We start from the raw sequence: 21455 nt of genomic DNA, 5'->3' as shown, positions 1-21455 counted from the left end.
AAGGCCGCGAAGCGGACAAGTTTGCGCAGACCCCGTCCGGACCGAGCAACGCAGTGTGCCCGTAGCGAAGCGAAGGGACAGCGCATCCGGCTCGCCTTTCTTTTGCCTTCTTTTCTTTGGCGAAGCAAAGAAAAGAAGGTCGCCCGCCGGGGCGAGACCCGGCCAAACCAAGCGACCGGAGACAAGAAGATCAGCGCCCAAGATAAACCTCAATCACCCGCTCATCCGCCTGCACCTCATCCAAAGTCCCTTCAGCCAGCACCGAACCGTCACAAAGCACAGTGACCTTCTCAGAGATGGTTCGAATGAAGCTCATGTCGTGCTCCACCACCATCAGCGAATGCTTGCCCTTCAGCGACAAAAACAGCTGCGCAGTCCGCTCGGTCTCTTCATCCGTCATGCCAGCCACAGGCTCATCCAGCAACAACAACTTGGGATCCTGCATCAGCAGCATGCCAATCTCCAGCCACTGCTTCTGCCCGTGACTGAGGTTGCCGGCCAGGCGTGCAGCGCTGTCTGTCAGGTGAATGGTTTGCAGCACTTCGCCCAGCCGGTCTTTCTCCTCCCCGGTGAGCGTGAACACCATGCTGTGGCGCACGCGTTTGTCGGTGGCCAGTGCCAGCTCCAGGTTCTCAAACACGCTGAGCTGTTCGAATACCGTGGGCTTCTGGAACTTGCGGCCGATGCCCAGTGCGGCGATCTCGGCTTCGCGGTAGCGCAGCAGGTCGATGGTGCTGCCGAAGAACACCTGGCCTTTGTCGGGCCGTGTCTTGCCGGTGATGATGTCCATCATCGTGGTCTTGCCTGCCCCATTGGGGCCGATGATGCAGCGCAGCTCGCCAGGTGCGATGTCCAGCGAAAGGCCATTGATGGCCTTGAATCCGTCGAAGCTCACGTGCACGTCTTCCAGGTACAGGATGCGGCCGTGCGTGGTGTCCACTTCGCCGGGCGTGTGCACGCGCCCGTAGCCTGCAGAGCGACCGCCGGATTCGGTGAGCCCCGTGTTCACCACATCCAGTGCCTTTTGCAGGCGCTCCGCACCGGCTTCCATCAGGTCCGGGGTCATGCCTGTGCTCCAGTGGGAGTGGCTGCCTGAGGTTGTGCGTCCTTGGGTGGGAGCACCACCGATGCGGGTCGCTCAGCTGCTTGGACTTTGGGTGAACGTACACCCAGCTTGCCACGCAGCGTCTTCACCAGCCCCACCACGCCCTGCGGCATGAACAGGGTCACCACAATGAACAAGCCGCCCAGGAAGTACAACCAGTATTCAGGGAAGCTCACCGTGAGGAAACTTTTTGCGCCGTTGACGATGAAGGCGCCAATGATGGGACCAATCAAAGTGGCACGGCCACCCACTGCTGCCCAGATGGCGATCTCGATACTGTTGGCGGTGCTCATTTCACCGGGGTTGATGATGCCCACCTGTGGTACGTACAAGGCACCGGCCACGCCGCACATCACGGCCGAAATGGTCCAGATGGTGAGCTTGTAGGGCAGCGGGTTGTAGCCGCAGAACATGACGCGGCTTTCGGCATCGCGCACGGCCTGCAACACGCGCCCGAACTTGCTGTTGACCAGCCAGCGAGCCCACAGGAAAAAGCCCAGCAGCGTGAGGCCGGTGAGCACGAAGAGCGTCATACGCATGCCGGGCGTGGCCAGGGGAATGCCCAGGATGCGTTTGAAGTCGGTGAAGCCGTTGTTGCCGCCAAAGCCGGTCTCATTGCGGAAGAACAGCAGCAGCGCGGCAAAGGTGAGGGCCTGCGTGATGATGGAGAAATACACGCCCTTGATGCGCGAGCGAAAGGCGAAGTAGCCGAATACAAATGCCACCAGGCCCGGCACCGCAACGATGAGGAACAGCGTGGCGATGAAGCTGTCGCTCAGTGCCCAGTGCCAGGGCAGTTCCTTCCAGTCCAGGAACACCATGAAGTCGGGCAGCTCGCTTTTGTAGTTGCCGTCCAGCCCGATCTGGCGCATGAGGTACATGCCCATCACGTAGCCCCCCAGCGCGAAGAACAGACCGTGGCCCAGGCTGAGGATGCCGGTGTAGCCCCAGATGAGGTCCATGGCCAGCGCGCAGATGGCGTAGCACATGATCTTGCCCAGCAGGCCCACCATGTAGTCGCTCAGGTGGAAGGCACTGTCGGCCGGTACGATCAGGTTGAGCGCGGGAGCCAGGGCACACACCACCAGCAGCGCGACGATGAAACTGCTCCAGCCGGTGCGGGTGAGCAGCGGACCGGGGCTGGGGAGCGATACCGATCCCGATGGCAAAGCTTCCATGGGCCTGTTGGCGTTCGTGCCGCTCATGCTTCCCTTCCCTTCATGGCGAAAATCCCCTGCGGACGCTTCTGGATGAAGATGATGATGAAGACCAGCACCGCGATCTTGGCCAGCACCGCACCGGCCCAGCCTTCAATGAATTTATTGAGCATGCCCAGGCCCAGCGCGGCGTACACCGTGCCAGCAATCTGCCCTACGCCGCCCAGCACCACCACCATGAACGAGTCCACGATGTAGCTCTGCCCAAGGTCGGGGCCCACGTTGCCGATCTGGCTCAGTGCGCAGCCGGCCAGGCCTGCAATGCCGGAACCCAAGGCAAATGCATAGGTATCGATGCGCGCGGTGTTCACGCCCATGCACGATGCAATCGGCCGGTTCTGTGTGACGCCGCGCACGAACAGGCCCAGCCGCGTCTTGCCTATCATCAGCGTCACGCCCACCAGCACCACCACAGCAAAGCCGATGATGATGATGCGGTTCCAGGGCAAAGTGAGGTTGCCCATGAGGGTGACGCTGCCGCTCATCCAGCTCGGGTTTTCCACTCCCACGTTCTGTGCACCGAACAGGCTGCGCACGCCCTGCATCAGCACCAGCGAAATGCCCCAGGTGGCCAGCAGCGTTTCCAGCGGGCGGCCGTACAGAAAGCGGATCACGGAGCGTTCCATGGCCGCGCCCACCAGCGCAGAAGTCATGAATGCAATCGGCATGGCCACCAGCAGGTACCAGTCGAACATGTCGGGGAACATCTGCTTGAAAGCCACCTGCACCAGCCAGGTGGCGTAAGCGCCGATCATGATCAGCTCACCGTGCGCCATGTTGATGACGCCCATGAGGCCATAGGTGATGGCCAGGCCCAGCGCGGCCAGCAGCAGGATGCTGCCCAGGCTGATGCCGGTGAAGCCCTGTGCGAGCAGGCTGTTGAATTGCAGCGAGCGCTCCAGCGTCTTCAAGGATTTGTCCAGCGCAGCCTTCACGCTCGCGCTTTGTTCGCGTTCGATCTGCGCCAGCAGCAAGGGACGCACGAGGGGCTGGCGCGCTTCGCCCAATTTTTCGGCAGCGGCCCGGCGCTGCGTTTCGTCTTCACTGTCCAGCAACACTGCTGCCTGTGCCAGTTCCAGCGTCTGGCGTGCCTGCGGGTCGAGGTCGCCTGCCAGGGCCTTGTCGATCAGTGGCAGCTGTTCGATGTCGGGTTCATTGAAGGCGCCGCGCTGCAAAGTACGCGCTGCCTCACGCTGACGCTGAGGCCCGGCGTTCAGCAAATCAAGCGCTGCCAGCGCCGTCTCCAGCGCGCCGCGCATGCGGTTGTTGAGCATGATGTCCTGCGCGTCGGCAGGCAAAACCACGGATTCACCGGTCACCGAGTCAATCGCTGCATCACCGTCAACAATGAACACCTTTTCTCCCGCCACACGTACGTTGCGCGCGGCCATGGCACGAATCAAGGCGGCAGCCCGTTCGTCCGGCTCGACGGCAAGCCGGTTCATGGTTTCGATGCGCTCGCTGGCACCGCCCTCCACCAGGGCCAGCGCATCGGCAGGCGTGAGCGCTTGCGCCATGTTCGCGCCCAAAGCAAGCGCCAACCAGAGCCCAAGGCTTCGCAGCCAAAACATTTTCATGTCAGTCCTTCACCAATCAGCAAGCCGCGTGAATTCAGAAATACAAGAGGCTCGAGCGAAAGGCATCCCGTCCAGAGACAACGAGGGTCCGGCTTTGCCGGCCCGAGATGTCGCCCCCCTCCAAGCCGAAGGCGCAAGAGAGGGGGGTCGCGCGCAGCGCGGCGGGGGGTGCCTACCGCTTACTTCTTCACAGGCTCGTCCTTCTTGCCCTTGTTCTCAGGAATGAAGGGGCTCCATGGCTGTGCCTTGACGGGACCAGGCGTCTTCCACACCACATCGAACTGGCCATCGGCGCGCACTTCGCCAATGAACACGCTCTTGTGCAGGTGGTGGTTCTTCTCGTCCATCTTGCTCACGATGCCGCTGGGCGCGGTGAAGGTCTGGCCGGCCATGGCGGCGATCACCTTGTCGGTGTCGGTGCTCTTGGCTTTTTCCACGGCCTGCTTCCACATGTTGATGCCGATGTAGGTGGCCTCCATCGGGTCGTTGGTCAACGGGCGGTCCCTGTGGCCGGCGATGTTCTTGGCCTTGGCGTAATCGGCCCACTTCTTGGTGAACTCGGTGTTGGTCGGGTTCTTGAGCGACATGAAGTAGTTCCATGCAGCCAGGTGACCCACCAGCGGCTTGGTGTCCACGCCGCGCAGCTCCTCTTCACCCACGGAGAACGCCACCACCGGCACGTCGGTCGCCTTCAGGCCGGCGTTGCCCAGTTCCTTGTAGAAGGGCACGTTGGAGTCGCCGTTGATGGTGGAAACCACCGCCGTCTTCTTGCCTTCGCTGGCGAATTTCTTCACGTTGGCGATGATGGTCTGGTAATCAGAGTGACCGAAGGGGGTGTACTCCTCCATGATGTCGCTGTCCGGAACCCCCTTGGATTTCAGGAACGCGCGAAGGATCTTGTTGGTGGTGCGGGGGTACACGTAGTCGGTGCCCAGCAGCACGAAGCGCTTGGCCGAACCGCCGTCCTTGCTCATCAGGTATTCCACAGCGGGAATGGCCTGCTGGTTGGGTGCGGCACCGGTGTAGAACACGTTCTTGCTCAGCTCTTCGCCCTCGTACTGCACGGGGTAGAACAGCAGGCTGTTGAGTTCCTCGAACACGGGCAGCACCGACTTGCGGGACACCGAGGTCCAGCAACCGAACACCACGGCCACCTTGTCCTGTGTGATCAGCTGGCGTGCACGCTCGGCAAACAGCGGCCAGTTGGAAGCGGGGTCGACCACCACGGGTTCGAGCTTCTTGCCCAGAACGCCGCCCTTGGCGTTGATCTCTTCAATGGCCATCAACACCGTGTCCTTGAGCACGGTTTCCGAAATGGCCATGGTGCCCGAGAGGCTGTGCAGCACACCGACCTTGATGGTCTCCTGTGCGTAGGCCGGCAGGGCCGTGAGGCCACCGAGTGTGACGGCCACGGCGGCGGCCGAAAGGGTCTTGAGGGTAAAACGGCGTGCGTTTTGGGTTGTCGACATGGCGCTTCTCCAGTGTTCCAGGGGGTCCCGTGAGGGGGTTGGTATTGGCGCCGCCGGCTGCCCTCTTCAGGCGTGGCACAGCGGACAACTGGATGCTAGGGAAGACCCTTCGAGGTGTATGTACGCCGGGTGGCGTACGCTGCTGCAAGGCGCGCGTCAGCCTCCGTGCTGGGGCTGCAAGAGGGGCACCCTGTTGATGGCCATGGTGGCTGCAGCAGTGCGGGTTTCCACGCCGAGCTTGGCGTGGATGCGTTCCAGGTGCTTCTTCACGGTGGCGGGGCTGGCGCCCAGAATGTCGCCAATGTCGCGGTTGGTCTTGCCCTTGACCACCCAGTACAGCACCTCGGCTTCACGCGCGGTCAGGGCAAAAGCTTGCGCCATGGATTCAAGCACGCTTGCGTCCGAGGTTTCCTGCATCACGATCAGCCAGTCGCCGCCTTCGCCGTTGACCTCGCCCTGGTCCTGGTCGCCCACGCGCTGGTGCAGCCGGAAGGTGAGTCGGCGCGGACCGTTTTCCAGCGTGAGGCGCGGCGGCTCTCGCTGGGCCTGCGCGTCGTGCAGGTGGCGGCGCAGCCACTGCAGCACGGCGGGCGGCGTGGCGGGTGCTTCGGTGCCGCAGTAGCGCTGCAGCAGGTCGCGCGCCAGCGGGGTCTGCCACATCAGGCGGCCGTCGTGTTCGCGCACGGTGATGGTGGCGTAGCCGAAGGCGTCGAGTGCGTTGCGGGCCTGGCTGCGTTCCACCGCGCCCTGGCGCACGTGGCGCGCGGTGCGCAGGTGCACACCCATGCGCGCCATCACCTCGCGCGGCTTGATGGGTTTGGTCACGTAGTCGGCGCCGCCCGCGTCCAGCGCGGCCACCAGATGTTCGGTCTCGGTGAGGCCGGTCATGAAGATGATGGGGATCTGCGCGGTGATCGGGTCGGCCTTGAGCCGGCGCGCGACCTCGAAGCCGTCGATGCCGGGCATCACGGCGTCGAGCAGGATCACGTCGGGCAGGGCCTGGGTGGCACGGCGGATGGCGGATTCGCCGTCGAGCGCCACCAGCACGGTGTAGCCGGCTTCGTCCAGCGCGTCGTGCAATGGGGCGACGTTGTCGGGCACGTCGTCGACGATGAGCACGACCAGGGCACTGCCCAGAGGGGCACCGGTTCGTTCGGGTGTGGTTTGATGAGTCATGTGGTTTGCTGTCATGACACACCCGAAGACTGCGCCGCAGGCCCCTGCCCCAGCAGCCGCTGCTCGATCGCCTCGAAGCGGAACTCCCGCGCCAGCGTGCGCAACCCGCGCGCAAATTCCGCCTGCTCAGGCCGCAGGCGTACCCAGTCATCGAGCCACTGCACGATGCCCTTGTAGTAGCCCAGCCGCACCAGTTCCAGCAGGGGCGCCATCTCGCCCTGCGACAGCACAGGAACAACGCCAAGGCCCACAACAGCCTGCTTCGGATGCTTTGGCAAAGCGGCTGCAGTTTCCCATTTCAGCCCCAGGCGCTGACCCAGCCACACCAGCAGGTCATCGCGCCGCACCGGCTTCACGAAAAAATCTTGAGGAAGATGCCCACGGTCACCCTCGATGTCGGACTGCAAACCCTTGTCAAATGCATTGGCCGACACGATGGCCAGTGGCACGTCGCCCCAACCACGCGCGCGCAAGCGGCGCAGCGTTTCCCACCCATCAATGCCGGGCATGGCCAGGTCCATGAAGATGGCGTCCGGCAGCGGGTCCAGCGTGGCCATCAGGGCCAGCGCGTCGTGCCCGCTGGTGGCCAGCAGCACGTCAAACCCGAGCGGCTGCAGCCAGCGCGCCAGCAGTTCGCGGTCGGCCTCTTCGTTGTCCACCACCAGCACACGCTTGCGTGGCCCCTGAAAGCCCGTGAAGGTGGGCGCCGGCACAGCAGGCCGCACCACCGCGCCATGCAGCTCCGGCAGGAACAGGCGCACGCTGAACACCGTGCCCTCACCGGGCGTGCTGCGCACGGTCATCTCGCCACCCATGAGGTCGGTCAGCATCTTGGCAATGGTCAGTCCCAAACCAGTGCCCGACGCGTTTTGCCCGGGCAGCGCAGGAACACCCCCCGCCCCAGCCGAATGAGCCCCGCGTGCAAATGGCTCAAACACTCTCTCCAGCTCCTGCGCCGTCATGCCCGGGCCCGTGTCCTGCACCTCGAAGTGAGCCATCTCGCACGCATGCGACACACGCAGGCGCACCTCCCCCTCGCGTGTGAACTTCACCGCGTTGCCCAGCAGGTTGAACAGGATCTGGCGCAGGCGCTTTTCGTCGGCGCGCACCGCATCGGGCAGGCGGCTGCCGGTGTCGAACACGAAACGCAGGCCCTTCGCCGCAGCCTGTAGCTCGAACATGCTGGCCACTTCGCTCATGGCGTCGGCAAAAGCCATGGGACGAACGTCCAGCGCGAGCTTGCCGGATTCGATGCGTGCAATGTCCAGCGTGCCTTCGATGAGCGAGAGCAGGTGCTCGCCGCCGCGATGAATCACGCGGATGGCCTGCGCCCGATGCGGCGCCAACTCACTGTCTTCCTGCAGCAACTGCGCGTAGCCCAGGATGCTGTTGAGTGGCGTGCGCAGTTCGTGGCTGATGGTGCTGATGTAGCGCGTCTTGGCCTGATTGGCCTGGTCGGCGGCTTCGCGGGCACGCTGCAATTGTTCATCGGTGCGGCGGTGGGACTCGATCTCCTGCATCAGCAGGTGCGTCTGCCGATTCGATTCTTCCTGCGCCACTTGGCGGCTCTTGTGCGCCAGCACCAGCCACCAGGCCACCGTGGCCGCGATCAGCAGCAGCACCGCGTACACGCGAAAAAAGCCCGAGCGCAAAGCCGCGTCCAGCATCGAGGCGTCGCCCATCAAGCCCAGGCTTTGCGCCAGCCCCTGCACCTCCTGCCGGTACAGCAGGCCCAGCACCGCCGCCAACACCGGCGCCATCACCAGCATCAGCAACAGGTAGTGCGCCAGACCCGCCTCCAGGTAGGGCCAGGTGGAGCGCGGCAGCACGCGCCGCAATGCAGCCATCCATTGCTCGGACAGGCGCGCATGCGGTTTGCAGAGGTCGCCACAACGCGCGTCCAGTGTGCAGCAGAGCGAACAGATGTTGCCCTGGTAGGCAGGGCAGTGCGCCATGTCAGGGGCTTCGTATTCGCGCTCGCAAATCACGCACTTGAGCATGGGCTTGAGCACGGGCTTGAGCACACCCCCCGCGCTGGACTCGGAAACACCCCCCGCGCCGCCTTCGGCGTCACCCCCCTGAAGGGGGGCAACACCAACGGCCGGGCGAAGCCCGATCCGCGGTATTTCTGAACTGACTACCCCTCTCGACTCACAACCTTCGCAAGATGATGCCCCGCAAGTGTTTTCCCGTCTGGCGATGTAGTAACGGCCTTGCGTGGCCCATGCGATCAGCGGCGCTGCTATCAGCGCCGTCACCATCGCGATGACTGCCGAAAACGCCTGCGCCATTGGGCCCATCAGCCCCATGTGCGCCGCAATCGACAGCACCGAGGCCAGCACCATGGCACCCACGCCCACGGGATTGATGTCGTACAGGTAGGCGCGCTTGAATTCGATGCCCTTGGGCGACAGGCCCAGTGGCTTGTTGATCACCAGGTCGGCCACCACGGCCATGATCCAGGCGATGGCGATGTTCGAGTACAGCCCCAGCACCTCGCCCAGCGCCTGGAACACGTTCATCTCCATCAGCATGAAGGCGATCAGGGTGTTGAACACCACCCACACCACGCGGCCCGGGTGGCTGTGCGTGAGGCGCGAGAAAAAATTGCTCCAGGCCAGCGATCCGGCATAGGCGTTGGTCACGTTGATCTTCATCTGCGAGATCACCACAAACAGCGCCGTGGCCGCCACCGCCCAGCCGTAGTGCGGGAACACGTATTCGTAGGCCGCCAGGTACATCTGGTTCGGGTCGACCGCGCGTTCGGGTGGCACCATGTGGCTGATGGCCAGGTAGGCCAGCAAGGCGCCGCCCAGCATCTTGAGCACACCAATCACCACCCAGCCCGGCCCGCCCGCCAGCACACCGACCCACCACCGCAACGGCTTGCCCGGTTCCTTGGCCGGCATGAAGCGCAGGTAGTCGGCCTGCTCGCCCATCTGGGTGATCAGCGCAATGCCCACCGTGAGCGCCGCACCAAAAAGAGGCCACTGAAACGCCGTGCCTGCACCATTTTGGCCACCGTAATGCACCACATTGGCAAACACACCGGGATCCAGCATCCAGACCGCCAGAAAAGGCACCAACATCATCACCAGCCACAGTGGCTGGGTCCAGACCTGGAAGCGGCTGATCACCGAAACGCCATGCGTCACCAGCGGAATCACCACCACCGCGCAGATCAAATAGCCCCATGCCGGCGGAATATCCAACGCCAGCTCCAGCGCATAGGCCATCACCGCAGCCTCCAGCGCAAAGAAGATGAAGGTGAAGGACGCGTAGATCAGCGAAGTGATGGTGGAGCCTATGTAGCCGAAGCCCGCACCACGTGTGAGCAAGTCCATGTCGACCCCGTAGCGGGCGGCGTACACGCTGATGGGCAGGCCAGCCACGAAGATGATCAGGCCGGTGGCCAGGATGGCCCAGAACGCGTTGATGAAGCCGTACTGCACCAGCAGCGTGGCCCCCACCGCCTCCAGAATCAGGAACGACGCCGCGCCAAATGCCGTGTTGGCCACGCGCCATTCGCTCCATTTGCGAAAGCGCTGCGGGGTGAAACGCAGCGCGTAGTCCTCCATGGTTTCGCTGCCCACCCAGCTGTTGTAGTCGCGGCGCACACGGGTGATGCGCTGAGGCGCATCGGCCAGCGGGTCTGAAAGAGGAGGAACGGCAGGCAGGGGATTCACCCAACGTCAGGTGCAGCTTTCATGCCACGCGAAGTGCCAGGGCACGGTATTTGCTGAACCCCTCGCGCGCAGGCCCCTGGGCCCCCTGGTTTTTCGACTGCCTACCGCTTTGGACCTGAAGCCTCGCGTTCGACCGGCCTTTGCGGCCGCGCGAGCTGACTGATCAGTGAAACGACATGGAACTATCTCCTCGCGAAAAAGACAAGCTCATGCTTTTCACCGCCGCCCTGCTGGCCGAGCGGCGCAAGGCACGCGGCCTGAAACTCAACTACCCCGAAGCCGTGGCACTGATCAGCGCCGCGGTGATGGAAGGTGCCCGTGACGGCAAGACCGTGGCCGAACTGATGAGCGAAGGCCGCACCGTGCTGAGCCGGTCCGACGTGATGGAAGGCATTGCTGAGATGATTCCCGACATTCAGGTGGAAGCGACGTTTCCGGATGGCACCAAGCTGGTGACGGTGCATCAGCCTATACCGTGACACCCCCCGCGCCGCGCTTCGCGCGTCACCCCCCAGGGGGCGATGCGAGTGGCCCGGCAAAGCCGGTTCCACCGCATCCTTGACCAAGGCACTTCTCCCGATGCATTCGCTGCAGGCTTTCAAGTTCACTGGTTCCGCGGCGCCCTTGGATCAGGCACTTCTCTCATACTTTTGCTGGAGCTTCTCGATGAAATTTCAAACAATCTTCAAAACGGCTGCTTTGACTGGGCTTGCTTTGGCGGGTACTTCTGCGCTGGCTCATGTGGGTGCAGACGGTTCGGCGCACCATGGCTTCCTGACCGGATTTCTGCACCCCATCACCGGGCTGGATCACCTGGCTGCCATGTTGGCGGTAGGCGTGTGGAGTGCCATGACGACGCGGCGGCTGTGGCTGGCGCCGGTGTCGTTTGCTGTGTTGCTGCTGGCGGGCGCCTTGCTGGCGCAAGCGGGTGTGGCCTTCCCGGCCATTGAGCCGATGATCGCTGCCTCCATGCTGGTCGTTGGTCTGTTGTTGGCGGCACAGGTGAAGTTGCCGGAGGCTGCAGGTGCGGTGCTGGTGGGGGCCTTTGCGCTGTTTCATGGTGCAGCACATGGCCAGGAACTGGGCGGCAGTGCCGCGCTGGCCGGCATGGTGCTGGGCACAGCGGTGCTGCATGCGGTGGGCATTGGTATGGGCCTGGGCCTGAAGCGCTCCAGTGTCTGGTTGCCCCGCGTGGCAGGTGCCGTGGTGGCGCTCATGGGTGTGAACATGGGCCTGGGCCTGCTGGCCGGTTGAGGAGCATCACATGATCCCCGGCGAATACCTTGTCGATGGCAGCGAACACGAACTCAACCCGGGCCGGCGCACGCTCAGCCTGGTGGTGAAGAACGGTGCCAACCGGCCCATCCAGGTCGGCTCGCACTACCACTTTGCAGAGACCAACGGTGCACTGGATTTCGACCGCGCTGCGGCGCGCGGCATGAGGCTGAACATTGCGTCTGGCACCGCGGTGCGTTTTGAGCCCGGGCAGCAGCGCACTGTGGAGCTGGTGGACTATGCAGGTGACCGGATCGTGCAGGGGTTTCGCGGGCTTACACAAGGCGCGCTGGAATAGATTGGCCCACCCCCGGCAGCGCTGAGCGCTACCCCAAGGAAGCGAAGGCAGGCTCGCCCGAGGGGTAGTCCGATTCCGATCCCGCCCCCGCCGTGTGGCCGGGCTGAGCAGCGCAGGGGCGTGGGGATCAGAAATTCGCATGTCTGAAGGCCGCGCAGCGGACAAGTTTGCGAATTTCCCCCACGACGCGAGCAGCGCAAGGAACCGCGCAGCGGCCCGGACTTCGGCTCGCCTTTTCTTTGGGTACTTTCTTTTGGGCGAAGCAAAAGAACAGTACCTCGGCCGCCGGGCCGAGACCCGGCCAAACCAAGCTTCCGGAAACAACCCAGCAATCCAATACAGCCCCTCACCCCAACTCCCTCCCCAGAAGGGCGAGGGAGCAAAAAATTAGTCCCTGCGGCGCTGAAGCCCCGATCAAACTCCTCAATGAGAGATGGTGGTCCGCGTCACCACTGGTTGCCCCGGCGCAGCCAGCACAAAGAAGCCCGGCAACCCATCCGTGCCAAATCGCGTGGCCGGGTTGCGTACAAACACCGAATCGCTGAGCGTCATGCGACCCGTGCGGTTGTTGCTCACGAAGAACACGGCACTGCCCCCTTCAGATGCCGTGTTGTCGCTCACCCGGCTGCCATAGATCGACAGGGTGAATGTGTTGCCGTCGTTGTAGATGGCCCCGCCGCTGCCGCCGCCGGGGGTGCCGGGTCGCTGCGGGTTGGCGCCATTGCCCAGTGCGGCGTTGTGCGAGAGCAGGCTGTTGTAAATGCTGTAAGACACGCCGATGCTGCTGAGCGCGCCGCCATTGGAGCAGCGGTTGCCCAGACCGGGCCCTCCACCAAATGTGCTCTGCACCACGTACACCGGGCGATCCTGGAAAATGCTGAGCACGCGCACCGCGCCACCACCCATGTCGGGCCCGGTGGACTCGCAGCGGTTGTTCGTGAACACGCTGTTGACAATTTTGAACTGGCCACCCCGCACGAAGATCGCGCCGCCGCCGCCGCCGTCGGTCAACTGACCGGTCGCATTGCCGTTGGCGAAGCGGATGTTCTGCACCGTGAGCCTTGGCGTTTCCTGGTTGTCGCAACGCGAGGTGGTCCACACCTGTGCAGGGTCGCAGGTGTTCTGGTACAGGATGCGCACGCGGCCGCCGCCGTCGAGCGTGACCAGACCCTGACCGTCGAGCGTCACGTCGGGCCGATTGTTGAACACCTTGGCGGTGCTGCTCATGGTGATGGTCACCGGGTTGGGACCGCAGTTGAAGCGGATCTTGCCCCCCAGCGCCACCGCGTTCACCACGGCCTGGCCGGTGCAACTGGCTGGCGTGCCGGTGCCCACCACCTGATCGGGCCGGCTGGTGTCCACCGCCTGACCGGCTGCAGGAACCGCCACGTGACCACCGGGCGTGCCCACGCTCGGTGGCCCTTCGGGCTCATCCGGTGAATCGCTTCCGCCGCAAGCCGCCAGACCTGCCAGCGCAACCACAAGAGCGCTTGCGCGCAGGAAAAAGGGCAAGCGAAGCTCGATGGAAATCATGGTTCAGTCAGTTGTTGAATGGAGGGAAAAGCCGGACCTGGCCTCTGTGGACAAGCCCCCTGGGGCTGGCACGATCCATGCTGAAGTTCATGCATCAGACCGGCTGCCAATGTAAGCACCGGCGACCTCGCCTGGCAATGCGGCAATGTGAAACGTTGTGTGTGCTTGTTACACCTTGCCCGGCCCGGCGGCGGCAGCATCTTCGAAGGACAAACACCACCATGACCCGCATTTCCCGCAGCGCCTACGCAGACATGTTTGGCCCCACCGTGGGCGACCGCGTGCGCCTGGCAGACACCGACCTGATCATCGAAGTGGAAAAAGACTTCACCCTGGGCGCAGGCGGCTACGGCGAAGAGGTGAAATTTGGCGGTGGCAAGACCATCCGCGACGGCATGGCCCAGAGCCAGCGCACCAACGCGCCGAAGGCGGGGCCAGGAGACAGCACCGGAGGTGCTGTGGACACGGTGCTCACCAACGCGCTCATCATCGACCACTGGGGCATCGTGAAGGCAGACATCGGCCTGAAAGACGGTCGCATCATGGCCATTGGCAAGGCTGGCAACCCGGACACCATGCCCGGCGTGGACATCATCATCGGCCCCGGCACTGAAATCATCAGCTGCGAAGGCAGCATCGTCACACCCGGCGGTATCGACAGCCACATCCACTTCATCTGCCCACAGCAGGTGGACGAAGCCCTGGCCTCCGGTGTCACCACCATGCTGGGCGGCGGCACCGGCCCGGCCACCGGCACCCTGGCCACCACCTGCACCCCCGGCCCCTGGCACATCGAACGCATGCTGCAGGCGGCCGACGGCCTGTCCATGAACCTGGGCTTTCTGGGTAAGGGAAATACCAGCAAACCCGCGCCGGCGCGTGAACAGATTGAAGCCGGCGTGATCGGCCTCAAGCTGCACGAGGACTGGGGCACCACGCCCAGCGCCATCAGCAACTGCCTGGACGTGGCCGAAGAAATGGACGTGCAGGTCGCCATCCATTCCGACACGCTCAACGAATCCGGCTTTGTGGAAGACACCATTGCTGCAACCAAGGGCCGCACGCTCTGTGCCTTTCACACCGAAGGCGCCGGCGGTGGCCATGCGCCCGACATCATCCGTGTGGTGGGTGAAGCGAACTTTCTGCCCTCCAGCACCAACCCCACCATGCCCTACACGGTGAACACGCTGGATGAGCATGTGGACATGCTTATGGTGTGCCACCACCTGGACGCCGCCATCCCCGAAGACCTGGCCTTCGCCGAGAGCCGCATCCGCCGCGAAACCATTGCCGCAGAAGACATCCTGCACGACATGGGTGCCATCAGCATGATGAGCAGCGACAGCCAGGCCATGGGCCGCGTGGGCGAGGTGATCATCCGTACCTGGCAGACCGCGAGCAAGATGAAAGCACAGCGCGGCGCACTGCCTGAAGACTCCGCGCGCAACGACAACTTCCGCGTCAAACGCTATGTTGCCAAATACGGCATCAACCCCGCCATTGCCAACGGCATCTCGCACGTGGTGGGCTCCATCGAGCCCGGCAAGTGGGCCGACCTGGTGGTGTGGAAGCCCGCCTTCTTTGGGGTGAAGCCCTCGCTGGTGCTGCAAGGCGGCAGCATTTCACTGGCCGCCATGGGTGATCCGAATGCCTCGATTCCCACGCCGCAGCCGGTGCACTACCGGCCCATGTTCGGCGCCTTTGGCCGCTCGCTCGCGCGCGGCAGCCTCACCTTCCTGTCGCAGGCAGCGCTGGCGGCCGGTGTGACTGAGCGCTACGGCCTGAGCAAGGCCACCGTGGCGGTGCAGAACTGCCGCAGCGTGACCAAGGCCGACATGATCCACAACGGCTACCTGCCCAAGATGGACATCGACCCCCAGCGCTACACCGTGCGCGCCGACGGCGAACTGCTTACTTGTGAGCCCGCCACCAAGCTGCCCATGGCGCAGCGTTACTTCCTGTTCTGAACGGCATCCGCTCCCCACCTCAAGACAATCCATGCCACTGGTTTCCGACTTCGTCATTCAGCTCGACGACCTGAGCGACCCGCTGGTGGCCGACTTTCTGGCCGCCCACCTGGAAGACATGCGCCGCGTGTCGCCACCCGAGAGCGTGCACGCGCTCGACATCGACGGCCTGCGCCAGCCCGAGGTCACCTTCTGGACCCTGTGGCACGTAACCGACACACAGCAGTCGCTGGTGGGCACCGCCGCGCTCAAGGCACTCACGCGTGAACATGGCGAAATCAAGTCGATGCGGGTGCACGGCGGCTGGCGCGGGCGTGGGCTGGCCAGCCAATTGGTGCAACACGTGATCGCACACGCGCGGCAGAACGGCATGCGCCGCCTGAGTCTGGAGACCGGCACCCAACCCTTCTTTGAACCGGCCCGCACGCTGTACATCCGACACGGCTTTGTGTCCTGCCCACCGTTCGGCAGCTACCGCGAAGATCCATACAGCGCCTTCTTCACGCGTTCCATCTGAAACCACCGCTGAAATCGTCCATTCAACAAGCATCCTTGCTATTCTTTTTCACTTCTCTGTTTTCACGTATTGGTTTTTCATGCTTCAGGTTTCCAAGTTGATCCCCCAGGGCCAAGGCCTTGCCCAGGTGCTGGTGCGCCGTGCTGCACAGCTTGAGCTTGACTGGGACGTACGCCAGAAAAGCCGTTTCGACGCCACCGCGTCCGACGGCCGCCACGTGGGCGTGTTCCTGCCGCGCGGCACGGTGGTGCGCGGCGGCGACGTGCTGCTCACGCAAGACGGCTCACTCCTGCGCGTGGTCGCCGCCCCGCAGGCGGTGCTGCGCATCACCGCCTGCACCGACCACACACACGACCATGGCCACGCTCACAACGGCGCCTTCGACCTCATGCGCGCCGCCTACCACTTGGGCAACCGCCACGTACCCATCGAACTCAAGCCCGACCACCTCAAGATCGAACCCGACCACGTGCTCGCCGACATGCTTCGCGCCATGCACCTGAACGTGGTCGAGGTGCGCGAGCCCTTCGAACCTGAGGGCGGTGCCTACGGCAGCCACGGTGGCGGCGCGGTGCACCAACATGGTCACGGTCATGGCCATGCACACGACCATGGCCACCGCCACGATCACAACCACCACGCAGGCAAGCACGCCCACGGACACGACCAAGCCGAAGGCCATGGCCCCCACTGACCAAGCACTGGCTACCCAGGCACACCCGTCCGCCGGCCTGCTCCAGATCCTCTGGCTGGCCTCGCCCACCTTGCCCGTGGGCGGGTTTTCGTATTCAGAGGGGCTGGAAGCGGCGGTCGAAGTGGGCGCGGTCAGCGACGAAACCACCGCCGCCAACTGGCTGGCCGACCAGCTGCACCTGAGCCTGGCACGCAGCGACCTGGCCGTGGTCGCCCAGGCCATCCGAGCCTGGCAGGCAAACGATCTGCCACGCATCCAGCAACTCAACACCTGGGTACTGAACACCCGCGAAACGCAGGAATTCCGCCTGCAGACCGAACAAATGGGCCGCTCGCTGCTGGAATGGGCGCGCAGCCTGAGTACACTCGATTCATCGGTGAGCGGTGTGTTTGAACAACTGCGGTCCGCCCAACTCGCACCCCCCACCTACCCCGTGTCCATGGCCTGCGCCGCCGCCTGCGCCCACACACCCGTGCGCGACAGCCTCATCGGCGTCGCCTTTGGCTGGTCAGAAAACATGGTGCAGGCCGCCATCAAGTCGGTCCCCTTGGGCCAGAGCGCAGGGCAGCGCATGCTGGCCCGCCTGGTGCAGGAAATCCCGGCGGCGGTAGACCACGCCATGGCGCTCACAAACGACACGCGCCAGGCCTTCACCCCGCTACTGGCCATCTTGTCAGCCCGCCACGAAACCCAGTATTCACGCCTGTTCAGATCCTGACCCCGATTCACTCCCTCTCCCCTCGGGGAGAGGGCTGGGGTGAGGGCCCGCCCACAAAAACACCTCGACAAGGAGACCCCACATGACCGCCCTGCACCACATCCCCAACCGCACCAAAACCCTCCCCCCACTGCGCGTGGGCATCGGCGGCCCGGTGGGCTCCGGCAAAACGACGTTGCTGGAAATGCTGTGCAAGGCCATGCGCGACCAGTACGACCTGGTTGCCATCACCAACGACATCTACACCAAGGAAGATCAGCGCCTGCTCACCGTCAGCGGCGCCCTGCCGGCCGATCGCATCATGGGCGTGGAAACCGGTGGCTGCCCACACACCGCCATCCGCGAAGATTGTTCCATCAACCTAGAAGCCATTGACCGCATGCTGGGCGAACACCCCAACGCCGACATCGTGTTCGTGGAAAGCGGCGGCGACAACCTGGCCGCCACCTTCAGCCCCGAACTCAGCGACCTCACCATCTACGTGATCGACGTGGCCGCCGGCGAAAAAATCCCCCGCAAAGGCGGCCCCGGCATCACCAAAAGCGACCTCTTCGTCATCAACAAGACCGACCTCGCCCCCCACGTGGGCGCCGACCTGGAAGTGATGAAAACCGACACCGCCCGCATGCGCCCAGACACCGCCCGCCGCCCCTGGGTCATGACCAACCTCAAGACGCAGGACGGCGTGGCCGAGGTGGTCCGCTTTATCGAAACCCGCGGCATGCTGCGCCAGGAACTGGCCAGCAACCCGCCTGTCACCGCCTGATTGATCAACTGAAGGTTCGCCCAACCCGCGCTCAGGCTAAAATCTCGCCTGCTTCAACGCACCCGGAGACTTGGGTGAGTGGTTTAAACCAGCAGTCTTGAAAACTGCCGACGGGTAACCGTCCGTGAGTTCGAATCTCACAGTCTCCGCCAGCGCATCATGAAAAACGGGTCCTTGCGGCCCGTTTTCTATTTCAACCATCGTGCTACCCATCGTTCGCCTTGGCATGTAGTCACACCTTGTCACACAGCCAGCTGCGCGTCCAGCTTTCGCAACCCTGCCACCGTCAGCAAACAAGCTTCCGCCGCCTCCGTCCCTTTCACTGCAAAGTGCCGCATGAAGTACTTGCGGTGTTCGGCGTGTTCGTGGAAATGGTGGGGCGTGAGTACGGCCGAGATCATGGGCACGCCGGTGTCGAGTTGCACGTCCATCAGGGCCTGCACCACGGTCTGCGACACGAAGTCGTGGCGGTAGATGCCACCGTCGACGACGAGGGCGCTGCCCACCACGGCCGCATAGCGGCCTGAGCGGGCCAGACGCTGGGCGTGAAGCGGGATTTCGAAGGCACCGGGTACATCGAACACGTCGATGGATGTGGCGGGGAAGCCGCCTTCGGCCATGGTGGTGAAGAAGGCGTCGCGTGCCTGGTGAACGATGTCGGCATGCCACGAAGCTTCGACGAACGCGAAGCGCAGATCGCTCGGCAGAGCGGGCGCGGAAAGGGTAACAGCGGGAGACTCGGTCTGATTCATGGTGTCCTCAAAACAGGAGGGGCCAACAAATCAGGGCGCACAAGCGCATGCGCCTCCCACGGCGCAGACGCACCTGGCAGGCACATGGCTCGCGCTCTCTTTTATCCGGACTGTGACCGTCGGTCCCGGGATCTCACCGGGTCTGCTGACCCTTCGCATCTGAGGCAGATGCGAAGGCGCTCGCGGCACTCGTGCGGGCGTGTTGCCACGCCGCCATCACCGCCGGTGGGGAGTTTCACCCCGCCCTGAGAACGCTTGTGTTTGGCACGGGGCCAAACGTGGTGATTGTAGGCAAGCGCCCCGCACGCGCGCTGTCACGCGTGCAATGCCCTGCAGCACGACGGCCCAAAGTAAACAGGCAGACTTTCCGGCGCGAGGAGACCCAATCCAGAGGTTGTGTCGGGCCGGCTTTGCCAGACGACGGGTTTCGCCCCCTGGAGGGGGTAGCGCGAAGCGCTGCGGGGGTGATCGTCAAGCGCTCAGGCACCGATGATCCAGCCTTCGAGCGGGTCGAAATCGGGCAGACCCCAGCGAGGATGTCCGGTCTCGTGCTGGCGCAGTGCCCAGGCAGCTTGCGCCATGCAGAGCACCGCGTCGAGGCTGTCACCGCTGGCGTCGTCGGCCAGGGCGTCGCGTTGGGCGTGCGTGAGCTTCAGGCGCAAGCCTGCGTCCTGTAGCAGCGGCGCCTGTCCGTTTTCCAGGGCGTTGATGAGGGTGCGGCGGGCAATCAGCCGCTCGGGCGTCTGGCGGGCCTTGTCGTCGCTCTTGTATGACGCGGTACTTAGCACGCTGCGCGCAAGCAAGCCGGGGTAAGCCTCCAGCGCGGTGCGCGCAGGGTCGCCTTCGCACAAGCCAGGCAGGTTCACGCCGGTTTTGACCAGCCGGGGCACACCCGCGTGCAGCATGAACGCCACCGGCGGGTTGACCCATTTCATGCTGGGGCTGGAGCCGGCGGGGCCGTCGGTGGCGCGGTGGGCGAACTTGCCACCCACCGGGCGCGCGTTGCAAAAGGCGGCAAAGGCGTCTCGAATCTCTGCGCGGCTGAGGCTGGCGTAGTGCGCCATGCAGGCGCGCCACTCAGTGGGCCAGCCTAGTGTGGTCACCAGTTCGCGCGACAGGCCAAAGGGCAGATCAAAACCGCCTACCCAGTTGCCGGGTGCTTCCAGGCGCGCGCTCCACGCGTCCAGGGTTTCAAACCGCTCCAGCGCCTGCAGCAGCAGGCGACCCCGGTCCATGCGGCCCACAGCCAGCGTGATGGGTTTGCGACGTGATGGGGCGCTGGTGAAGTCGCAGCCCAGCAGGAGGGGACTGGAAGTTTCTGGCACGAAGGGGTTATCAACCGGGTACACGACTTCACCCCAGCGCAATAAGCGACTTAAAAAAAACTGCGACGGCCCTGCCCGCCAGCCCTACTTCAAAAAGAAATACCTCAACTCGGAGCGATGGCGCCGAATCAGGCCCTTCCGATGATGCTGGCGGTGGCCATCAGCTCTTCCAGCAATGCCAGGGACACCCTGCCCGACACTGCATAGGGATCAAACTCAGGCCGCTCGGAGTATTTGAGCACGATGGACGTGTTGAGCTTGCTCAGGTTGACCTGCCCCATCGTCCAGCCACCGAAGCGGCGTTCGGAGATTTCTTCGTAGTGCAGCAGCACGACGTCGGTGTGGCGCTCGTCGACCACGATGTGGTTGTACAGCGCGTTCACCGCCATCCGGCCGCCTTCGATGGCCTGCAGGAACACACCTCCGCCGTAGCAGAGCACGCCGGTGATGCCGTTGCCGATGTTGTGGGAACGGGAGGACTCCAGGATCGACTCGATTGCTTTGGAGCAATCTTTGTTGACAGCGCGACTGACGTAAAGCAAGCGGACCAGCATGGTGTGTTTTTTCCGAGGTTCAGCGGGGAATCAGCGCGGGATGAGCGACAAAAATTCGCGGCGCAGGTTGGGGTCTTTGAGGAACACGCCCCGCATGACCGAGTTGATCATCTTGCTGTCCATGTCTTTCACGCCGCGCCAGCCCATGCAATAGTGGCTGGCTTCCATGACGATGGCCATGCCGTCGGGCTGCGTTTTTTCCTGGATCAGGTCGGCCAGCTGCACCACGGCTTCTTCCTGGATCTGCGGACGGCCCATGATCCATTCGGCCATGCGTGCGTACTTGGACAGACCAATCACATTGGTGTGTTCGTTGGGCATGACGCCGATCCAGACGCGACCGATCACCGGGCAGAGATGGTGACTGCAAGCGCTGCGCACCGTGATGGGCCCGACGATCATCAGCTCGTTGAGGTGCTCGGCGTTCGGGAATTCGGTGACACCCGGCCCTTCCACGTAGCGGCCGTTGAACACCTCCTTGAGGTACATCTTGGCCACTCGGCGGGCGGTGTCGTTGGTGTTGTGATCGTTCTCGGTGTCGATCACCATGCTGTCGAGCACGCCCTGCATCTTCTCCGTCACCTCTTCCAGCAACAGGTCGAGTTCGCCGGGGCGAATGAACTCGGCGATGTTGTCATTGGAGTGGAACCGTGCGCGGGCTGCCTTCACACGTTCACGAATCTTGACGGACAGGGGAACGCCCTGAGCATCATCCTGAGCAGAATCAGAAGCCATGGGTGAATCGGTTTTCATAAGCATGGGGCATGCTAACACCGGCATTCAAGCTCTCGAATGCCTGGTGAATACCACGAAAATCCTTGGGGTT

19 protein-coding genes, 1 tRNA gene and 1 riboswitch are annotated in these 21455 nt (G+C 63.7%); of the genes, 9 read left to right on the top strand and 11 right to left on the bottom strand.

Going from position 1 to position 21455, the window contains the following annotated elements; all coding sequences use genetic code 11:
* Positions 1–190: 190 nt before the first annotated feature.
* The 6 genes from urtD to Q7V46_RS02160 form a co-directional block, all read right to left on the bottom strand.
* Positions 191–1066: an urea ABC transporter ATP-binding protein UrtD gene (urtD, locus tag Q7V46_RS02185; protein ID WP_304911856.1), complete on the bottom strand. Its 876-nt coding sequence runs from the start codon at positions 1064–1066 to the stop codon at positions 191–193.
* Positions 1063–2310: an urea ABC transporter permease subunit UrtC gene (gene urtC / locus Q7V46_RS02180; protein WP_370690260.1), complete on the bottom strand. Its 1248-nt coding sequence runs from the start codon at positions 2308–2310 to the stop codon at positions 1063–1065. The genes urtD and urtC overlap by 4 nt, the downstream gene beginning before the upstream one ends.
* Positions 2307–3893 carry an urea ABC transporter permease subunit UrtB gene (gene urtB / locus Q7V46_RS02175; RefSeq protein WP_304912024.1) on the bottom strand — a complete coding sequence of 529 codons (1587 nt, stop codon included), beginning with the start codon at positions 3891–3893 and terminating at the stop codon, positions 2307–2309. The genes urtC and urtB overlap by 4 nt, the downstream gene beginning before the upstream one ends.
* 185 nt (positions 3894–4078) lie before the next feature.
* Complete coding sequence (urtA, locus tag Q7V46_RS02170; RefSeq protein ID WP_304911855.1) at positions 4079–5368, bottom strand: urea ABC transporter substrate-binding protein; 1290 nt, start codon at positions 5366–5368, stop codon at positions 4079–4081.
* Between the two features lie 156 nt (positions 5369–5524).
* Entirely contained in the window at positions 5525–6544 is a 1020-nt protein-coding gene (locus Q7V46_RS02165; RefSeq protein WP_304911854.1) for a response regulator transcription factor, read from the bottom strand.
* Positions 6545–6555: 11 nt separating this feature from the next.
* Positions 6556–10122: an ATP-binding protein gene (locus tag Q7V46_RS02160; protein WP_304912023.1), complete on the bottom strand. Its 3567-nt coding sequence runs from the start codon at positions 10120–10122 to the stop codon at positions 6556–6558.
* 284 nt (positions 10123–10406) lie between these two features.
* Between Q7V46_RS02160 and ureA the strand changes: the two genes are divergently transcribed.
* The 3 genes from ureA to Q7V46_RS02145 all read left to right on the top strand — a co-directional run bounded on the left by ureA (position 10407) and on the right by Q7V46_RS02145 (position 11803).
* Positions 10407–10709 (top strand): urease subunit gamma, encoded by a 303-nt coding sequence (ureA, locus tag Q7V46_RS02155; RefSeq protein ID WP_304911853.1) that lies wholly within the window; start codon positions 10407–10409, stop codon positions 10707–10709.
* A gap of 187 nt (positions 10710–10896) precedes the next feature.
* Positions 10897–11484, top strand: a complete 588-nt coding sequence (locus Q7V46_RS02150; protein ID WP_304911852.1) for a HupE/UreJ family protein — start codon at positions 10897–10899, stop codon at positions 11482–11484.
* A 10-nt stretch (positions 11485–11494) separates the two neighbouring features.
* Entirely contained in the window at positions 11495–11803 is a 309-nt protein-coding gene (locus Q7V46_RS02145; protein ID WP_304911851.1) for an urease subunit beta, read from the top strand.
* Positions 11804–12226: 423 nt separating this feature from the next.
* On the opposite strand, the gene Q7V46_RS02140 is transcribed toward Q7V46_RS02145, so the two are convergent.
* Complete coding sequence (locus Q7V46_RS02140; protein WP_304911850.1) at positions 12227–13336, bottom strand: hypothetical protein; 1110 nt, start codon at positions 13334–13336, stop codon at positions 12227–12229.
* Positions 13337–13557: 221 nt separating this feature from the next.
* Here Q7V46_RS02140 and ureC point away from each other — a divergent pair, with 221 nt between their 5' ends.
* The 6 genes from ureC to Q7V46_RS02110 all read left to right on the top strand — a co-directional run bounded on the left by ureC (position 13558) and on the right by Q7V46_RS02110 (position 18150).
* Positions 13558–15303 carry an urease subunit alpha gene (gene ureC, locus Q7V46_RS02135; protein ID WP_304911849.1) on the top strand — a complete coding sequence of 582 codons (1746 nt, stop codon included), beginning with the start codon at positions 13558–13560 and terminating at the stop codon, positions 15301–15303.
* Between the two features lie 31 nt (positions 15304–15334).
* Positions 15335–15820: a GNAT family N-acetyltransferase gene (locus tag Q7V46_RS02130; RefSeq protein ID WP_304911848.1), complete on the top strand. Its 486-nt coding sequence runs from the start codon at positions 15335–15337 to the stop codon at positions 15818–15820.
* A 79-nt stretch (positions 15821–15899) separates the two neighbouring features.
* Positions 15900–16514: an urease accessory protein UreE gene (ureE, locus tag Q7V46_RS02125; RefSeq protein WP_304911847.1), complete on the top strand. Its 615-nt coding sequence runs from the start codon at positions 15900–15902 to the stop codon at positions 16512–16514.
* Positions 16501–17232, top strand: coding sequence for an urease accessory protein UreF (locus tag Q7V46_RS02120; protein ID WP_304911846.1), 732 nt, complete (start codon positions 16501–16503; stop codon positions 17230–17232). The genes ureE and Q7V46_RS02120 overlap by 14 nt, the downstream gene beginning before the upstream one ends.
* An 82-nt stretch (positions 17233–17314) precedes the next feature.
* Positions 17315–17998 carry an urease accessory protein UreG gene (ureG, locus tag Q7V46_RS02115; RefSeq protein WP_304911845.1) on the top strand — a complete coding sequence of 228 codons (684 nt, stop codon included), beginning with the start codon at positions 17315–17317 and terminating at the stop codon, positions 17996–17998.
* A 64-nt stretch (positions 17999–18062) separates the two neighbouring features.
* A tRNA-Ser gene (locus Q7V46_RS02110) sits at positions 18063–18150 on the top strand.
* A 90-nt stretch (positions 18151–18240) separates the two neighbouring features.
* On the opposite strand, the gene Q7V46_RS02105 is transcribed toward Q7V46_RS02110, so the two are convergent.
* The 4 genes from Q7V46_RS02105 to folE form a co-directional block, all read right to left on the bottom strand.
* Positions 18241–18750 carry a 6,7-dimethyl-8-ribityllumazine synthase gene (locus Q7V46_RS02105; RefSeq protein ID WP_304911844.1) on the bottom strand — a complete coding sequence of 170 codons (510 nt, stop codon included), beginning with the start codon at positions 18748–18750 and terminating at the stop codon, positions 18241–18243.
* Positions 18751–18839: 89 nt separating this feature from the next.
* Positions 18840–19007, bottom strand: a riboswitch (FMN riboswitch).
* A gap of 222 nt (positions 19008–19229) precedes the next feature.
* Entirely contained in the window at positions 19230–20075 is an 846-nt protein-coding gene (locus Q7V46_RS02100) for a DUF429 domain-containing protein (protein ID WP_304911843.1), read from the bottom strand.
* Positions 20076–20203: 128 nt separating this feature from the next.
* Positions 20204–20629, bottom strand: a complete 426-nt coding sequence (locus Q7V46_RS02095; RefSeq protein ID WP_304911842.1) for a BLUF domain-containing protein — start codon at positions 20627–20629, stop codon at positions 20204–20206.
* A 30-nt stretch (positions 20630–20659) separates the two neighbouring features.
* The gene (folE, locus tag Q7V46_RS02090) at positions 20660–21388 is read right to left on the bottom strand and encodes a GTP cyclohydrolase I (protein WP_304911841.1); all 729 of its coding nucleotides are present in this window, start codon (positions 21386–21388) and stop codon (positions 20660–20662) included.
* Between the last annotated feature and the right edge of the window lie 67 nt (positions 21389–21455).

The sequence above is a fragment of the Hydrogenophaga sp. genome (genome assembly GCF_030651625.1).
In the GTDB taxonomy this organism is placed as follows: domain Bacteria; phylum Pseudomonadota; class Gammaproteobacteria; order Burkholderiales; family Burkholderiaceae_C; genus Hydrogenophaga.
This window is presented reverse-complemented; position numbering and strand designations above follow the sequence as displayed.

Excerpts from the sequence above, each read along its gene's own strand:
- urtB (WP_304912024.1), bottom strand. The coding sequence starts at position 3,893 with ATGTTTTGGCTGCGAAGCCTTGGGCTCTGGTTGGCGCTTGCTTTGGGC.
- Q7V46_RS02145 (WP_304911851.1), top strand. The coding sequence starts at position 11,495 with ATGATCCCCGGCGAATACCTTGTCGATGGCAGCGAACACGAACTCAAC.
- urtC (WP_370690260.1), bottom strand. The coding sequence starts at position 2,310 with ATGAGCGGCACGAACGCCAACAGGCCCATGGAAGCTTTGCCATCGGGA.
- Q7V46_RS02095 (WP_304911842.1), bottom strand. The coding sequence starts at position 20,629 with ATGCTGGTCCGCTTGCTTTACGTCAGTCGCGCTGTCAACAAAGATTGC.
- Q7V46_RS02165 (WP_304911854.1), bottom strand. The coding sequence starts at position 6,544 with ATGACTCATCAAACCACACCCGAACGAACCGGTGCCCCTCTGGGCAGT.
- ureC (WP_304911849.1), top strand. The coding sequence starts at position 13,558 with ATGACCCGCATTTCCCGCAGCGCCTACGCAGACATGTTTGGCCCCACC.
- Q7V46_RS02120 (WP_304911846.1), top strand. The coding sequence starts at position 16,501 with ATGGCCCCCACTGACCAAGCACTGGCTACCCAGGCACACCCGTCCGCC.
- ureG (WP_304911845.1), top strand. The coding sequence starts at position 17,315 with ATGACCGCCCTGCACCACATCCCCAACCGCACCAAAACCCTCCCCCCA.
- Q7V46_RS02130 (WP_304911848.1), top strand. The coding sequence starts at position 15,335 with ATGCCACTGGTTTCCGACTTCGTCATTCAGCTCGACGACCTGAGCGAC.
- ureE (WP_304911847.1), top strand. The coding sequence starts at position 15,900 with ATGCTTCAGGTTTCCAAGTTGATCCCCCAGGGCCAAGGCCTTGCCCAG.
- Q7V46_RS02150 (WP_304911852.1), top strand. The coding sequence starts at position 10,897 with ATGAAATTTCAAACAATCTTCAAAACGGCTGCTTTGACTGGGCTTGCT.
- Q7V46_RS02105 (WP_304911844.1), bottom strand. The coding sequence starts at position 18,750 with ATGAATCAGACCGAGTCTCCCGCTGTTACCCTTTCCGCGCCCGCTCTG.
- Q7V46_RS02160 (WP_304912023.1), bottom strand. The coding sequence starts at position 10,122 with ATGGAGGACTACGCGCTGCGTTTCACCCCGCAGCGCTTTCGCAAATGG.
- ureA (WP_304911853.1), top strand. The coding sequence starts at position 10,407 with ATGGAACTATCTCCTCGCGAAAAAGACAAGCTCATGCTTTTCACCGCC.
- urtA (WP_304911855.1), bottom strand. The coding sequence starts at position 5,368 with ATGTCGACAACCCAAAACGCACGCCGTTTTACCCTCAAGACCCTTTCG.
- urtD (WP_304911856.1), bottom strand. The coding sequence starts at position 1,066 with ATGACCCCGGACCTGATGGAAGCCGGTGCGGAGCGCCTGCAAAAGGCA.
- Q7V46_RS02140 (WP_304911850.1), bottom strand. The coding sequence starts at position 13,336 with ATGATTTCCATCGAGCTTCGCTTGCCCTTTTTCCTGCGCGCAAGCGCT.
- folE (WP_304911841.1), bottom strand. The coding sequence starts at position 21,388 with ATGCTTATGAAAACCGATTCACCCATGGCTTCTGATTCTGCTCAGGAT.